Origin of the sequence: Pseudomonas sp. COR18 (genome assembly GCF_048568395.1) — a bacterium.
Taxonomy (GTDB): domain Bacteria; phylum Pseudomonadota; class Gammaproteobacteria; order Pseudomonadales; family Pseudomonadaceae; genus Aquipseudomonas; species Aquipseudomonas fuscovaginae_B.
The window spans coordinates 1,233,167-1,247,343 of record NZ_CP183808.1; the positions used below are offsets into that span (position 1 = coordinate 1,233,167).

Here is a 14,177-nt window from a genome sequence, read left to right on the forward strand (position 1 = left end):
AAAGGGCCCTCAAGATCGCCTCAACCTGCGCCGGCAAACCGCCCACCACCACCAGGGCCCACACCATGCTGATAGCCTCCCCCTGGCGCGCCGACTTCCCGGCCATCGCCGCCCTGCAACGGCAGGACCAGACCTACCTGGACAGCGCCGCCACCACGCAGAAGCCACAAGCGCTGCTCGACGCCCTGACGCATTACTACGCCAACGGCGCAGCCAACGTGCACCGTGCCCAGCACCTGCCCGGCGCCCACGCGACCCAGGCCTTCGAAGACAGCCGGCTGAAGGTCGGCCAATGGCTGGGGGCTGGCGACAGCGGGCAGGTCATCTTCACCCACGGTGCCACTGCGGCACTGAACCTCCTGGCCTACGGTCTGGAGCCACTATTGCAACAGGGCGATGAACTGGTCGTCAGCGCCCTGGAACACCACGCCAACCTGTTGCCCTGGCAACAACTGGCACAACGCCGCGGGCTCAAGCTGGTGGTCCTGCCGATCAACGCCGCCGGCCTGATCGACCTCGACGCCGCGCTCGGCCTGATCGGTGAGCGAACCCGCCTGCTGGCCGTCAGCCAACTGTCCAACGTGCTCGGTGCCTGGCAGCCGCTGCCGCAGCTGTTGGCCCGGGCGAAAGCCTGCGGCGCCCTGACGGTCGTCGACGGCGCACAGGGCGTCGTGCACGGTCGTCATGACGTGCAGGCGCTGGGTTGCGACTTCTACGTGTTTTCCAGCCACAAGCTCTACGGCCCCGACGGACTGGGCGTGCTCTATGGTCGCAACGAAGCGCTGCGGCAACTGCGCCACTGGCAGTTCGGCGGCGAGATGGTCCAGGACGCCGACTACCAGCACGCCAGCTTCCGCCCCGCCCCCCTCGGGTTCGAAGCCGGAACGCCGCCGATTGCCAGTGTGATCGGCCTGGGCGCGACCCTCGATTATCTCGCCGGGCTGGACCAGGCCGCGGTGCTCGCCCACGAAGCGGCGCTGCACGCCCATCTGCTGCAGGGCCTCAGGGTACGCAACGGTATCCAGTTGCTGGGCGAGCCGCAGTTGGCATTGGCCAGTTTCACCGTCGAAGGCGTGCACAGTGCCGACCTCGCCCACCTGCTGACCGAGCAGGGCATTGCCGTCCGCGCCGGCCATCACTGCGCGATGCCGTTGATGAAGCGACTCGGGCTGAGCGGGGCGATCCGCGTGTCGCTGGGGCTGTACAACGACTCCGATGACCTGGAGCGCTTCTTCGAGGCACTGGACCAGGCCCTGGAGCTGTTGCGATGAACTTGCCGGGCGAAGCACAGGCTGCCCTGGACAGCTTTCGGGCGGCGGCCGGCTGGGAACAGCGGGCCCGCCTGTTGATGCAATGGGGCGAGCGCCTGCCCGCCTTGGACGAGGCCGAGAAAAACCAGGCCAACCGGGTGCACGGCTGCGAGAGCCAGGTCTGGTTGACCGGCAGCCTGCGGGACGGTCAGTGGCATTTCGTCGCCAGCAGCGATGCACGAATGATCCGTGGGCTGGTGGCGCTGCTACTGGTACGGGTCAACGGCCTGGGCGCCGAAGAACTGCAAGGGATCGACCTGGCGGACTGGTTCAACCAGCTCGGGCTGTCACGGCAACTGTCGCCATCGCGCAGCAATGGCCTGAATGCCGTACTGCAGCGCATGCGCGAACTCACTGGAGCCTAGGGCACCGTGGCTGTGGGTCCGGCCCATGCCCGCGTCACTGGGCGGGCATGGCACGCTCCGACGGCCGCCGCACGCCGGCGACCAGCTTGTCCACCGCCTTGGTCGCCGCAACCATGCCGAAGGTCGCCGTGACCATCATCACCGCACCGAAGCCACCGGCACAGTCCAGCTTCACGCCGTCGCCGACAAAACTCTTCTGCAGACAGATGCCACCATCGGGTTTCGGATAACGCAACTGCTCGGAAGAAAACACGCAGGGCACGCTGTAATGGCGATTGACCGTGCGGGAGAAGCCGTAGTCGCGACGCAGGGTCGACCGCACCTTGGAGGCCAGCGGATCGTTGAAGGTACGGTTCAGGTCGCAGACCTGGATCTGTGTCGGGTCGATCTGCCCACCCGCGCCGCCGGTGGTGATGATCTGGATCTTGCGCCGCTTGCACCAGGCGATCAGCGCCGCCTTGGCGTTGACGCTGTCGATGCAGTCGATCACGCAGTCGATCTGCCCGGTGATGTATTCGGCCATGGTGTCGCGGGTGACGAAGTCCGTTACCGCATGCACGCGACAATCCGGGTTGATGCCCTTGAGCCGCTCGGCCATGACGTCGACCTTGGCCCGCCCCACCGTGCTGTCCAGGGCATGCAACTGGCGGTTGCTGTTGCTGACGCAGACATCGTCGAGATCGAACAGGGAAATCTCCCCGACGCCGCAACGAGCGATCGCCTCGGCCGCCCAGGAACCGACCCCGCCCACACCGACGATGGCCACATGAGCCGCCTTCAGCCGCTCCAGACCTTCAATGCCATACAACCGGGCAACGCCGGCAAACCGCGGATCTTCTGCACTCATGACCAATCACCGGAAAAATCGGCGCGCATTATAGGCCCATCGCAGGCAGCAGGCACCTTCAGCCTACGAATGGCGGCCACATGAGCGAAAATGACAACATCTTCACAAGAAACCAGCTACAAAGACTCAGGAAAGAACTTAAACCAAAGGCCATTGCCTAAGCTCGGCGGTGTTCCAGCACGAATCCCACGTGTAGGATGCGCGCCGCGCAGTTCAACGTTCTACTTCGGAACCCGAAATCTCTATGTCATCGCGTAAATTTGGACTCAACCTGGTGGTGGTGCTGGCAATCGCCGCGCTGTTCAGCGGTTTCTGGGCGTTGATCAACCGTCCGGTCTCGGCCCCCAACTGGCCGGAACACATCTCCGGCTTCTCCTACTCTCCGTTCCAGCAGGGTCAGTTCCCCCAGAAGGACCAGTACCCGACCGACGATGAAATGCGTCGTGACCTGGAGATCATCAGCAAGCTGACCGACAACATCCGGATCTACTCGGTCGACGGCACGCTGCAGGACATCCCCAAGCTGGCCGAGGAATTCGGCCTGCGGGTGACCCTGGGCATCTGGATCAGCCCGGACCAGGAGCGCAACGAGCGGGAAATCGCCCGGGCCATCGAGCTGGCCAACACCTCGCGCAGCGTGGTTCGCGTGGTGGTGGGTAACGAGGCGATCTTCCGCAAGGAAATCACCGCCAAGGAACTCGGTGTGCTGCTCGATCGCGTACGCGCTGCGGTGAAGGTGCCGGTGACCACTTCCGAACAGTGGCACATCTGGGAACACAACCCGGAACTGGCCAGGCACGTCGACCTGATCGCCGCGCACATCCTGCCGTACTGGGAATTCATCCCGATGGAGAAATCCGGCCAGTACGTGCTCGACCGCGCCCGCGAACTCAAACGCATGTTCCCGAAAAAGCCGCTGCTGCTGTCGGAAGTCGGCTGGCCGAGCAACGGCCGCATGCGCGGTGGCGCCGATGCGACCCAGGCCGACCAGGCGATCTACCTGCGTACGCTGGTGAACAAGCTCAACCGCCAGGGCTTCAACTACTTCGTCATCGAAGCCTTTGACCAGCCCTGGAAAGCCAGTGACGAAGGCTCGGTAGGCGCCTACTGGGGCGTGTACAACGCCGCGCGCCAGCAGAAATTCAACTTCGAAGGGCCGGTGGTGGCCATTCCGCAGTGGCGGGTCCTGGCCATCGGCTCGGTGGTGCTGGCGATGCTCTCCCTGGCGGTCCTGCTGATCGACGGCTCGGCACTGCGCCAGCGCGGCCGCACTTTCCTGACCTTTATCGCCTTCCTCTGCGGTTCGGTGCTGGTGTGGATCGGCTACGACTACAGCCAGCAATACAGCACCTGGTTCAGCCTGACCGTGGGCTTCCTGCTCGCCCTCGGTGCGCTGGGGGTGTTCATCGTGCTGCTGACCGAGGCCCACGAACTGGCCGAAGCGGTGTGGACCCACAAGCGCCGCCGGGAATTCCTGCCGGTCGAGGGTGAGTCGGACTACCGCCCGAAAGTCTCGATCCACGTGCCGTGCTACAACGAGCCGCCGGAGATGGTCAAACAGACCCTCGACGCCCTGGCCGCCCTCGACTATCCGGACTACGAAGTCCTGATCATCGACAACAACACCAAGGACCCGGCGGTCTGGGAGCCGGTGCAGGCCTACTGCGAGACCCTCGGCCCGCGCTTCCGTTTCTTCCACGTCGCGCCCCTGGCCGGCTTCAAGGGCGGTGCGCTGAACTACCTGATTCCGCATACCGCCAAGGATGCCGAGGTCATCGCGGTGATCGACTCGGACTACTGCGTCGACCGCAACTGGCTCAAGCACATGGTGCCGCACTTCGCCGATCCGAAGATCGCCATCGTGCAGTCGCCGCAGGACTACCGCGACCAGAACGAGAGCACCTTCAAGAAACTCTGCTACTCCGAGTACAAGGGTTTCTTCCACATCGGCATGGTCACTCGCAACGACCGTGACGCGATCATCCAGCACGGCACCATGACCATGACCCGTCGTTCGGTCCTGGAAGAACTGGGCTGGGCCGACTGGTGTATCTGCGAAGACGCCGAACTGGGCCTGCGGGTGTTCGAAAAAGGCCTGTCGGCTGCCTATCACCACCACAGCTACGGCAAGGGGTTGATGCCCGATACCTTCATCGACTTCAAGAAGCAGCGTTTCCGCTGGGCCTATGGCGCGATCCAGATCATCAAGCGGCACACCGCGAGCCTGCTGCGCGGCCGCGACACCGAACTGACCCGCGGCCAGCGCTACCACTTCCTCGCCGGCTGGCTGCCGTGGATCGCCGACGGCATGAACATCTTCTTCACCGTGGGCGCGCTGCTCTGGTCGTCGGCGATGATCATCGTGCCGCAACGGGTCGACCCGCCGCTGATGATCTTCGCGATCCCGCCCCTGGCGCTGTTCGCCTTCAAGGTGGGCAAGATCCTGTTCCTGTACCGGCGCGCGGTCGGCGTCAACATGAAGGACGCCTTCGCCGCCGCGCTGGCCGGCCTGGCGTTGTCGCACACCATCGCCAAGGCGGTGCTGTACGGTTTCTTCACCAGCAGCATTCCGTTTTTCCGCACGCCGAAGAACGCCGACAAGCACGGTTTATGGGTGGCGATCTCGGAAGCCCGTGAAGAGCTGTTCATCATGCTGCTGTTGTGGGGCGCAGCCCTGGGGATCTACCTGGTGCAGGGCATGCCGAGCAACGACATGCGCTTCTGGGTCGCCATGCTGCTGGTGCAGTCGCTGCCGTACGTGGCCGCGCTATTCATGGCCTTCGTTTCCTCGCTACCGAAACCGGCCGAAGAGCCTGAGCAGGTGCCGGCGGCATAAAGTCGATGCGATCCTCTAAACGGCGGCCTATGGTCGCCGTTTTGCTTTAAGATATCCGCCATTTTCTGCGCCCTGGTCGAGCACGACTCCACGGCCAAACCCAAATACTGTGGCAGCGGACTTGTGTGGGAGCGGGCTTGCCCGCGAAGCTTGCGGCGCGCTTGTGCCCCCTTCGCGGTCAAGCCCGCTCCCACAGCAGACCGAGCCCGTCTTTCATGTTTTCGGAGTTTCCCATGACGGCCCACGCCGAGCTTTCGCCGACCCTGCAACTTGCCTGTGACCTGATCCGCCGCCCATCGGTGACACCGGTCGACGCCGACTGCCAGAAACTGATGATGCAGCGCCTGGGCGATGCCGGTTTCCAGCTGGAACCGATGCGCATCGAGGACGTGGACAACTTCTGGGCCACCCACGGTCGCCACGACGGTCCGGTGCTGTGCTTCGCCGGCCACACCGACGTGGTCCCGACCGGCCCGGTCCAGGCCTGGCAGAACGATCCGTTCGATGCGCTGATCGACGAGCACGGCATGCTCTGCGGGCGTGGCGCCGCCGACATGAAGGGCAGCCTGGCGGCGATGGTCGTCGCGGCCGAGCGTTTTGTCGCGGACTACCCGGACCACAAGGGCTCGGTGGCCTTCCTGATCACCAGCGATGAAGAGGGCCCGGCCCATCATGGCACCAAGGCCGTGGTCGAGCGCCTGGCCGCGCGCAACGAGCGCCTGGACTGGTGCATCGTCGGCGAACCGTCGAGCACCTCGCTGGTCGGCGACGTGGTGAAGAACGGCCGTCGCGGCTCCCTCGGCGCCAAGCTGACCATCCGCGGCGTGCAGGGCCACGTGGCCTATCCGCACCTGGCGCAGAACCCGATCCACCTGGCCGCGCCCGCTCTCGCCGAACTGGCGGCCGAGCACTGGGACGACGGCAATGCCTTCTTCCCGCCGACCAGCTTCCAGATCTCCAACGTCAATTCCGGCACCGGCGCGACCAACGTGATCCCCGGCGAACTGGTGGCGCTGTTCAACTTCCGCTTCTCCACCGAGTCGACCGTCGAGGGCCTGCAGCAACGGGTCGCGGCGATCCTCGACAAACACCAGCTGGACTGGCACGTGGACTGGGCATTGTCCGGCCTGCCGTTCCTGACCGAGCCGGGCGCGCTGCTCGACGCGGTCTCCTCCAGCATCCGCGAGATCACCGGGCGCGAAACCAAGGCCTCGACCAGCGGCGGCACCTCCGACGGACGCTTCATCGCTACTCTCGGCAGCCAGGTGGTGGAACTCGGCCCGGTCAACGCGACCATTCACCAGGTCAACGAGCGGGTCTTGGCCAGCGACCTCGATGTGCTGACCGAAATCTACTACCAGACCCTGATCAAGTTGCTCGCCTGATGCTCACCTGCCCTCTCTGCAGTGCACCGCTGGGCGCGGTCGACAATGGCGTGGCCTGCCCGGCCGGGCATCGTTTCGACCGGGCCCGCCAGGGTTACCTGAACCTGCTGCCGGTGCAGCACAAGAACAGCCGCGATCCCGGCGACAACCAGGCCATGGTCGAGGCCCGGCGTGATTTCCTCAACGCCGGCCACTACGCGCCGGTGGCCCGCCGCCTGGCCGAACTGGCCGCCGAACGGGCCCCGCAACGCTGGGTCGATATCGGCTGTGGCGAAGGCTACTACACCGCGCAGATCGCCGAGGCACTGCCGACGGCCGACGGCTATGCCCTGGACATCTCCCGCGAAGCGGTGAAGCGGGCCTGCCGGCGCAATCCGCAACTGACGTGGTTGATCGCCAGCATGGCACGCATTCCACTGCCGGACGCCAGTTGCCAGTTTCTCGCCAGTGTCTTCAGCCCGCTGGACTGGCAGGAAGCCAAACGCCTGCTCAGCCCCGGTGGCGGCCTGATGAAGGTCGGCCCGACCAGCGGCCACCTGATGGAACTGCGCGAGCAGCTCTATGACGAAGTCCGCGAGTACACCGACGACAAGCACCTGGCCCTGGTGCCGGAAGGCATGGCGCTGCAGCACAGCGAAGTCCTCGACTTCAAGCTGCGCCTGGAACGGCCCGCCGACCGTGCCAACCTGCTGGCCATGACCCCGCACGGCTGGCGCGCCAGCGCCGAGCGCCGCGCCCGGGTGATCGAGCAGGCCGAACCGTTCGAGGTCAGCGTGTCGATGCGCTACGATTACTTCGTTCTGCAATGATCCCCATGACCCACCTCGCCAACCCCGGTTGGCGAGCGCCAGAATCCGCGAATGGATTTTTCAGCAGCCGCAGCGAGGACATCCATGCGCCAGCCTGATATCGAGATTTACCTGAAAGACGCCGACGTCGACCACAAGGCGATTACCGCCTGGCTGGGCGAAGCGCTCGGTCCGTGCAGCGAGTGGACGCAGAAGGGCCAGACCTGGAAATGCAAGGCCGGCGGCGTGCCGGTGACCTGGCTGCCCAAAGCCGTGGGCAAGTGGAACAGCCTGTACCTGGAAAGCGACCAGACGCCGTGGGACGACGACATCGCCTGTGCCCGCGCCGCTTTTGCCGCGCTGCAGGTGGAGGTGCGTTGCGCGCCGGGCAGTTGGGTCGAGGAGGAAGGCGAGGAAAGTGCCGACCGCTGGATTCGTGTCAGCGCCGACGGCGAAGAAGAGATCACCTGGCGCACGGCCTGAACCCCGTCTGTGGGAACGATCATCAAACTGTAGGAGCAGGGCTTGCCCGCGAAGGCGCTCTCCCCCAGCGACGCAAGGCTCAAGGGCCTATTCGCGGGCAAGCCCTGCTCCTACAGAGATGGGGGCCTGGTTCGCGGATAAGTCCGCGCCCCCACAGGCAGGCAGGTTACAAGCCCACCACATCCTCGGCCTGCAGGCCCTTCTGGCCTTCCACCACCGCGTACTCGACCTGCTGTCCCTCGGTCAGCGAGCGGTGGCCCTGGCCACGAATCGCGCGATAGTGCACGAACACATCCGCCCCACCTTCACGCTGGATGAAGCCATAGCCCTTGGCATCGTTGAACCACTTCACACTGCCTGTCTCGCGAGTTGCCATGAATCCGTACTCCTTTTTTATTATCGAGTGAACCCCGCTCGCAGGGTTCTCCAAGCCTGATCGCCAGAACTTCGGATGACGCTCGGGGGTCATACCGCTGAGGGCGAATACCGGAGTATAAGACAGCACGAAAAACTCTCAATCAATATTACTTCGTTGCGTTTTTGCCGATTTTCGCCAGATACGGCACACTACTCCCCGCCCGAGCAAACGCTCGGTTCATTCCATCTGAAGCAGAAATCGTATGACCCGTTCGCCGTTCCGCCGTCTAGTGTTTGGCACCCTGCGCCGCCTCCTGTACCTGTGGGTGCGCTCGGAGACGATCAACCAGTCGTCCCTGACCCTCAACCTCGACCGCAGCCGCCCGGTGTTCTACGTTCTGCAATCGCCGTCGCTGAGCGACCTGGCGGTGGTCGACCACGAATGCACCCGGGCCGGTCTGCCACGCCCGGTGCTGCCGGTGTCGGTCGGCCCGCTGCTGGAGCCGGCGGCGTTTTTCTACCTGACTCCGGAGCCCGACTGGCTCGGCCGTCATGACAAGCGCGGGGCGCCGCCAACCCTGACCCGCCTGGTCGATGCCCTGAGCCGGAATCCTGTCGAGGACGCCCAGGTCATCCCGGTCAGCGTGTTCTGGGGCCAATCGCCGGACAGCGAATCGAGCCCGTGGAAACTGCTGTTCGCCGACAGTTGGGCGGTCACAGGTCGCCTGCGCCGCCTGCTGAGCATCCTGATTCTCGGCCGCAAGACCCGCGTGCAGTTCTCCGCGCCGATCCACCTGCGCGAACTGGTGGAACACAACAAGGGCCACGAGCGCACCGTGCGCATGGCCCAGCGCATTCTGCGGGTACACTTGCGCAACCTGAAAACTGCGGTCATCGGTCCCGACCTGTCGCACCGGCGCAACCTGGTCAAGGGCCTGGTCAACGAGCCGCAGGTACGCCAGGCGATCCTCGAACACGCCCAGCGCGAAAACATCCCGGCGGAAAAGGCCAAGGCCCAGGCACTGCGCTACGGCAACGAAATCGCCTCGGACTACACCTACACGGCGATCCGCTTCCTCGAAGTGGTGCTGAGCTGGTTCTGGAACAAGATCTACGACGGTATCCGCGTCAACCATATCGAAAACGTGCAATCCGTGGCGCAGGGGCACGAGGTGATCTACGTGCCCTGCCATCGCAGCCATATCGACTACCTGCTGCTGTCCTACCTGCTGTTCCGCAACGGCCTGACCCCGCCGCACATCGCCGCCGGGATCAACCTCAACATGCCGCTGATCGGCGGCCTGCTGCGCCGTGGCGGGGCGTTCTTCATGCGTCGCACCTTCAAGGGCAACCCGCTCTACACCTCGGTCTTCAACGAATACCTGCATACGCTGTTCACCAAGGGTTTTCCGGTGGAGTACTTCGTCGAGGGCGGCCGCTCGCGTACCGGACGCATGCTGCGGCCCAAGACCGGCATGCTGGCCATTACCCTGCGCAGTTTCCTGCGCTCCTCGCGGATGCCGATCGTCTTCGTCCCGGTCTATATCGGCTATGAACGGGTGCTGGAAGGCCGGACCTACCTCGGCGAACTGCGCGGCGCCAGCAAGAAGAAGGAGTCGATCTTCGACATCTTCAAGGTCATCGGTGCGCTCAAGCAGCGCTTCGGCCAGGTCGCGGTCAACTTCGGCGAGCCGATCAAGCTGGCCGACTTCCTCGACCAGGAACAGCCGGGCTGGCGCGCCGAGGAACTCGGCCCGCAATTCAAGCCGGACTGGCTGAGCGCGACCACCAACCGCCTGGGCGAGCGCGTGGCGCGCAACCTCAACGAAGCGGCGGCGATCAACCCGGTGAACCTGGTGGCCCTGGCCCTGCTCTCCACCAGCCGCCTGGCCCTGGACGACCGTGCCCTGGCCCGGGTGCTCGACCTCTACCTGGCGCTGCTGCGCCGCGTCCCCTACTCGCCGCACACCACCCTGCCCGAGGGAGATGGCCGGGCGCTGATCCAGCACGTCAAGGACATGGACCTGCTCGCCGAACAGAACGATGCGCTGGGCAAGATCCTTTACCTGGACGAACAGAACGCGGTACTGATGACCTACTACCGCAACAACGTCCTGCACATCTTCGCCCTGCCGGCATTGCTGGCGAGCTTCTTCCAGAGCTCATCACGCATGAGCCGCGAGCAGTTGCTGCGCTACACCCGGGCGCTGTACCCGTACCTGCAGTCGGAGCTGTTCATCCGCTGGTCGCTGGACGAACTCGACGCGGTGGTCGATCAATGGCTTGAGGCCTTCGTCGAGCAGGGCCTGCTGCGTTTCGAGAATGCGGTCTACCTGCGCCCGGCGCCGAGTTCACGGCATTTCGTGCTGCTGACCCTGTTGTCGAGAAGCATCGCCCAGACCCTGCAACGCTTCTACATGGCAATCTCGCTGCTGCTCAACAGCGGCCAGCACAGTATCAGCGCCGAGGAACTGGAGGACCTGTGCACGATCATGGCCCAGCGCCTGTCGATCCTGCACGGTCTCAATGCCCCGGAGTTCTTCGACAAGAGCCTGTTCCGCCACTTCATCCAGACTCTGCTCGACCTCGACGTTCTGCGCCGCGACGAAGCCGGCAAGCTCAGTTACCACGAACTGCTCGGCGAGCTGGCCGAGGGTGCGGCCAAGCGGGTACTGCCGGCGGAAATACGCCTTTCGATCCGCCAGGTGACATTGCACGACACCGGCCCGGAGCAGAAGAGCGACATCAGTCCCGACGCCGCCTGATCCTCACCGGCAACCCCAGGCCAGCCAAACTGGGGTTCATCGCGCAAAGGCTGTGCGCAACTCAGCCGTTGCGATATCCACCCCCCGCCTTTCCCTCGTGCATGGCATGCTGGATATCGTTATAGAGTTCATTGGCCTCCTGGGCCGTAATGGATCTGGCGCAGTCTCTCAGGACGATTCTCAAGAGCACGTTTTCCTGCCCTTCGAGCATGCCCAGGCGATCCAGTGCCTGCGGTGGCAATTGCCCAGGGCTCCAGCGCCCCAGCAGGCGCATCTCTTCAATCCAGCCACTACGCACACCGGCGGCCTGCAACATCGACTCGGTCAGTTCCTCCTCGCTCTGTCCCGGCGTCACGGCCAGCGAGATATCGCGAGTGATCGAAGGCAGACGAGAGACCGGCACCCAGGGATCGAGGCTATTCATTTGTGCCTGGATACGGGGCAGAGGGTCCCTGAGCAGGCGGATATCGGGAATTCCCTTGCGCAACATCGCCAGACGATCCAACCCCATGCCCATGGCCAGGCCTCCATGCTGAAGCGGATCGAGCCCGAGTCTTTCGAGCAGGGAGCGGGCGATACAACCACACTCAAGCACCTCCACCGACTGCTGCGCCGAGACGACATTGATCTCGATCCCCCCTCGGTGTAGTGGTGAGGGCTGTCCTGACACGTCCAGGCATGATCGGGCAGCGCGGCCTTCAGAACATCGCCAACCAGCTTCAGCAGCGACTCCCGGCAGGACAGCGGTGGATCACCCATGACCCAAATGTCCATCTGGTGCGGTTGCGCACAATGGAGACGGTCGCGCGTGTCGCGCCTGAACGTAATACCGGGGGCAGCGAGCAGCATGGTTTCCCCCGGCTTTCGCGCCCTTGCCGCCTCGACCAGTGCGGGAGGAATCAGACTGGTCGTCTGGGTTCGCAACAATTGTGATTCGCTGATCCAGCGGGTGTGGTCGCTGCCGAGAGTGACTTCATCAGGCGCATAGCCAAGCAGGACGTAGTTCTGCTCGGCGGTGACGATCCGCGGTCCGCGGATAACCCGGGGAGCCGGCCAACCCTGTGCCTCAAGCCCGCCGAGCACACACTGGGCAATCAGCCCCACCGCATGCACAGGCGCCTCGAACTCGGAAAGATCGGCAATCTGCATGGCCTGGCTGATTTGCGCGTCGCACAGGTATCGTCTGGATGACATGGGTTCACTCCACGGTTCTCAAGCGCAATACATGTATCGCACCCGCCGCAACGCCAGCGATAACCCCATGTCCTTTTCTGTCGTAGCAACAAGGATCAGTAAATGTCGGGCTATTCCGACAAGAACTGTAAAAACACGCTCTTGCCCACAGCTGGCAACACTCGGCTGCAGGCAGCCCTGCAAGGCGACAGGCACAGGGCCAATCAGCCGATCTACATCAGATAACCGGCAACCCAACGACAGACAATTCGGCAAAGCAACAACGATATTTCCTCGCCGAATTTCCTCGGCAAACACTCGTATAGACTGGACCCTGCGTTGCCTTTGACGCGTTCGATAAGGATATCGAGATGACTGCGAAAAACCTCGTCACAGCTGTTTTCCACTTTCCGCCGGACTATGCCATTCCGGCCCGGGCGCAAACCCGGATCACCCTGCGCAACCGCGATACCCATGCCATCCTCGGCACCTGGAGCAGCGCCGACCTGCCATCACGCAGCCCCTGGCGCTTCGTGTTCGAACTGCCCCAGGACCTGCGCTACAACAGCAGGATAGAGATCGAGTTCGACATGAGCGTCGATGGCGCCTCGCTGCTGGCCGACATCCGCTACAACTTCAGATGGCGCAAGGACAACCAGGAGGCGAGCTTTCACCTGAGCCCACCTGGCTACCTGTACCTGAGCGCGGCGCTGGTGCCGCTGATCGGCACGGACGAGAACACCCTGGCCAACCTGAAACTGGTCGCCCTCAACGACTCCGGCCTGCCGCCCTACATCCTCTGCGAGGAGATCACCCTGCTCAAGGGCGCGATCCCCCGCTACCTGCGTTATGACCCCAGCCGGGTCAAGCCCGGCCAGCTCTACGAAACCCAGGGCAGTTTCGGCAGCCGGCGCAAGTTCACCATGAAACCCATTCCCCGGACCGTCGTATTGCAGAAGGAAAAGCCACAGAACCTGACCCTCAGGGCCTGAAGCCCGGCAATGTCTTCGATCAGCGCTCGCATCGAACTCGCCGGCCAGCTACTGTTATCACCAGCGGACAGCCCGGCGCCCGTTCGAGCGGCCTGTTTCCACAGCCTTCGCCGAAGCGTGCCGACTCCGCCCGGTCATTTTCTCTTTTCGCATAAGGAAGCTTTCCATGCTCCGTCCTTCCCTACGTCTGGCCAGCCTCTGCGCCGGCCTGCTGATCTCCGCCAACGCGCTGGCCCTGTCCCTGGGCAGCCTGTCCCAGGGCGAAGCCTCGGGCGGGCTCAAGGACGCCCTGGCCCAGGGGGCCGTCGCCGCCGTCACGACGCTCGGTAAGCCGGGTGGCTTCAGCAACAACCCTGAAGTGAAGATCGAACTGCCGGGCAAGCTGGGCAAGGTCGCCAGCAAGATGAAGCAGTTCGGCATGGGCGCCCAGGTCGACCAGCTGGAAACCAGCATGAACAAGGCGGCCGAGGCAGCCATGCCCCAGGCCCAGGCGCTGCTGGTGGATGCGGTGAAGAAGATGACCGTGAATGACGCCAAGAGCATTCTCAGCGGCGGCAAGGACTCGGCCACCCAGTACCTGGACAAGACCAGCCGCGAGCAGATCCGCGCCAAGTTCCTGCCGATCGTCAAGCAGGCCACCGACCAGGTCGGCCTGGCCCAGCAGTACAACTCGTTCGCCGGGCAGGCGGCGACCCTCGGCGTGATCGACGCCAAGAGTGCCAACATTGAAAGCTACGTGACCGAAAAGGCGCTGGACGGTCTGTTCAAGCTGATCGCCCAGAAAGAGGAAGGTATCCGGGCCAACCCGGCTGAAGCGGCTACCAGCCTGGCGAAGAAGGTGTTTGGCGCGCTGTGATGCAGCAGCGGGAGCCAGCG

At 64.1% G+C, this 14,177-nt stretch carries 12 protein-coding genes and 2 pseudogenes; 9 read left to right on the forward strand and 5 right to left on the reverse strand.

Translation table 11 applies throughout. The features are described 5' to 3' along the window. Nucleotides 1-65: 65 nt before the first annotated feature. Entirely contained in the window at nt 66-1,271 is a 1,206-nt protein-coding gene (locus ACM62G_RS05805) for an aminotransferase class V-fold PLP-dependent enzyme (RefSeq protein WP_273819420.1), read from the forward strand. Beyond that, nucleotides 1,268-1,675, forward strand: coding sequence for a SufE family protein (locus ACM62G_RS05810; RefSeq protein ID WP_273819419.1), 408 nt, complete (start codon nt 1,268-1,270; stop codon nt 1,673-1,675). Before ACM62G_RS05805 ends, ACM62G_RS05810 begins: the two co-directional genes overlap by 4 nt. A 34-nt stretch (nt 1,676-1,709) precedes the next feature. On the opposite strand, the gene tcdA is transcribed toward ACM62G_RS05810, so the two are convergent. Continuing rightward, a complete protein-coding gene (gene tcdA, locus ACM62G_RS05815; RefSeq protein ID WP_419736837.1) occupies nt 1,710-2,522 on the reverse strand; it encodes a tRNA cyclic N6-threonylcarbamoyladenosine(37) synthase TcdA in 813 nt (270 codons plus the stop codon). Nucleotides 2,523-2,766: 244 nt separating this feature from the next. On the opposite strand from tcdA, the gene ACM62G_RS05820 reads away from it, so the two are divergent. From ACM62G_RS05820 to ACM62G_RS05835, 4 genes are all read left to right on the forward strand, one after another. Beyond that, nucleotides 2,767-5,358, forward strand: a complete 2,592-nt coding sequence (locus tag ACM62G_RS05820; RefSeq protein WP_419736838.1) for a glycosyltransferase — start codon at nt 2,767-2,769, stop codon at nt 5,356-5,358. Between the two features lie 233 nt (nt 5,359-5,591). Then, nucleotides 5,592-6,743 carry a succinyl-diaminopimelate desuccinylase gene (gene dapE / locus ACM62G_RS05825; RefSeq protein ID WP_054061844.1) on the forward strand — a complete coding sequence of 384 codons (1,152 nt, stop codon included), beginning with the start codon at nt 5,592-5,594 and terminating at the stop codon, nt 6,741-6,743. Continuing rightward, on the forward strand, nt 6,743-7,552 hold the full coding sequence (locus tag ACM62G_RS05830; protein WP_054058466.1) for a putative RNA methyltransferase: 810 nt from the start codon (nt 6,743-6,745) through the stop codon (nt 7,550-7,552). Before dapE ends, ACM62G_RS05830 begins: the two co-directional genes overlap by 1 nt. An 84-nt stretch (nt 7,553-7,636) precedes the next feature. Then, nucleotides 7,637-8,014, forward strand: a complete 378-nt coding sequence (locus ACM62G_RS05835) for a hypothetical protein (RefSeq protein ID WP_054058467.1) — start codon at nt 7,637-7,639, stop codon at nt 8,012-8,014. 166 nt (nt 8,015-8,180) lie between these two features. Here ACM62G_RS05835 and ACM62G_RS05840 read toward each other — a convergent pair whose 3' ends face one another. After that, nucleotides 8,181-8,390 carry a cold shock domain-containing protein gene (locus ACM62G_RS05840; RefSeq protein WP_054058468.1) on the reverse strand — a complete coding sequence of 70 codons (210 nt, stop codon included), beginning with the start codon at nt 8,388-8,390 and terminating at the stop codon, nt 8,181-8,183. A gap of 244 nt (nt 8,391-8,634) precedes the next feature. Here ACM62G_RS05840 and plsB point away from each other — a divergent pair, with 244 nt between their 5' ends. After that, on the forward strand, nt 8,635-11,136 hold the full coding sequence (gene plsB / locus ACM62G_RS05845) for a glycerol-3-phosphate 1-O-acyltransferase PlsB (RefSeq protein WP_054058469.1): 2,502 nt from the start codon (nt 8,635-8,637) through the stop codon (nt 11,134-11,136). Between the two features lie 61 nt (nt 11,137-11,197). Here plsB and ACM62G_RS05850 read toward each other — a convergent pair whose 3' ends face one another. From ACM62G_RS05850 to ACM62G_RS05860, 3 genes and pseudogenes are all read right to left on the reverse strand, one after another. Further along, the gene (locus ACM62G_RS05850) at nt 11,198-11,560 is read right to left on the reverse strand and encodes a hypothetical protein (protein ID WP_419737595.1); all 363 of its coding nucleotides are present in this window, start codon (nt 11,558-11,560) and stop codon (nt 11,198-11,200) included. Between the two features lie 81 nt (nt 11,561-11,641). Beyond that, a pseudogene (locus ACM62G_RS05855) lies at nt 11,642-11,806 on the reverse strand (hypothetical protein); the annotation flags it as partial. Between the two features lie 140 nt (nt 11,807-11,946). Next, nucleotides 11,947-12,330, reverse strand: a pseudogene (locus ACM62G_RS05860) (hypothetical protein); the annotation flags it as partial. A gap of 350 nt (nt 12,331-12,680) precedes the next feature. Between ACM62G_RS05860 and ACM62G_RS05865 the strand changes: the two are divergent. Continuing rightward, a complete protein-coding gene (locus ACM62G_RS05865; protein ID WP_054058471.1) occupies nt 12,681-13,301 on the forward strand; it encodes a hypothetical protein in 621 nt (206 codons plus the stop codon). A gap of 166 nt (nt 13,302-13,467) precedes the next feature. Beyond that, nucleotides 13,468-14,157 (forward strand): DUF4197 domain-containing protein, encoded by a 690-nt coding sequence (locus ACM62G_RS05870; RefSeq protein WP_054058472.1) that lies wholly within the window; start codon nt 13,468-13,470, stop codon nt 14,155-14,157. Nucleotides 14,158-14,177 lie beyond the last annotated feature (20 nt).

What these genes read in the sequence shown, in the direction of transcription:
- ACM62G_RS05805 (WP_273819420.1), top strand. Translation starts at nt 66, where the DNA reads ATGCTGATAGCCTCCCCCTGGCGCGCCGACTTCCCGGCCATCGCCGCC.
- ACM62G_RS05810 (WP_273819419.1), top strand. Translation starts at nt 1,268, where the DNA reads ATGAACTTGCCGGGCGAAGCACAGGCTGCCCTGGACAGCTTTCGGGCG.
- tcdA (WP_419736837.1), bottom strand. Translation starts at nt 2,522, where the DNA reads ATGAGTGCAGAAGATCCGCGGTTTGCCGGCGTTGCCCGGTTGTATGGC.
- ACM62G_RS05820 (WP_419736838.1), top strand. Translation starts at nt 2,767, where the DNA reads ATGTCATCGCGTAAATTTGGACTCAACCTGGTGGTGGTGCTGGCAATC.
- dapE (WP_054061844.1), top strand. Translation starts at nt 5,592, where the DNA reads ATGACGGCCCACGCCGAGCTTTCGCCGACCCTGCAACTTGCCTGTGAC.
- ACM62G_RS05830 (WP_054058466.1), top strand. Translation starts at nt 6,743, where the DNA reads ATGCTCACCTGCCCTCTCTGCAGTGCACCGCTGGGCGCGGTCGACAAT.
- ACM62G_RS05835 (WP_054058467.1), top strand. Translation starts at nt 7,637, where the DNA reads ATGCGCCAGCCTGATATCGAGATTTACCTGAAAGACGCCGACGTCGAC.
- ACM62G_RS05840 (WP_054058468.1), bottom strand. Translation starts at nt 8,390, where the DNA reads ATGGCAACTCGCGAGACAGGCAGTGTGAAGTGGTTCAACGATGCCAAG.
- plsB (WP_054058469.1), top strand. Translation starts at nt 8,635, where the DNA reads ATGACCCGTTCGCCGTTCCGCCGTCTAGTGTTTGGCACCCTGCGCCGC.
- ACM62G_RS05850 (WP_419737595.1), bottom strand. Translation starts at nt 11,560, where the DNA reads ATGAATAGCCTCGATCCCTGGGTGCCGGTCTCTCGTCTGCCTTCGATC.
- ACM62G_RS05865 (WP_054058471.1), top strand. Translation starts at nt 12,681, where the DNA reads ATGACTGCGAAAAACCTCGTCACAGCTGTTTTCCACTTTCCGCCGGAC.
- ACM62G_RS05870 (WP_054058472.1), top strand. Translation starts at nt 13,468, where the DNA reads ATGCTCCGTCCTTCCCTACGTCTGGCCAGCCTCTGCGCCGGCCTGCTG.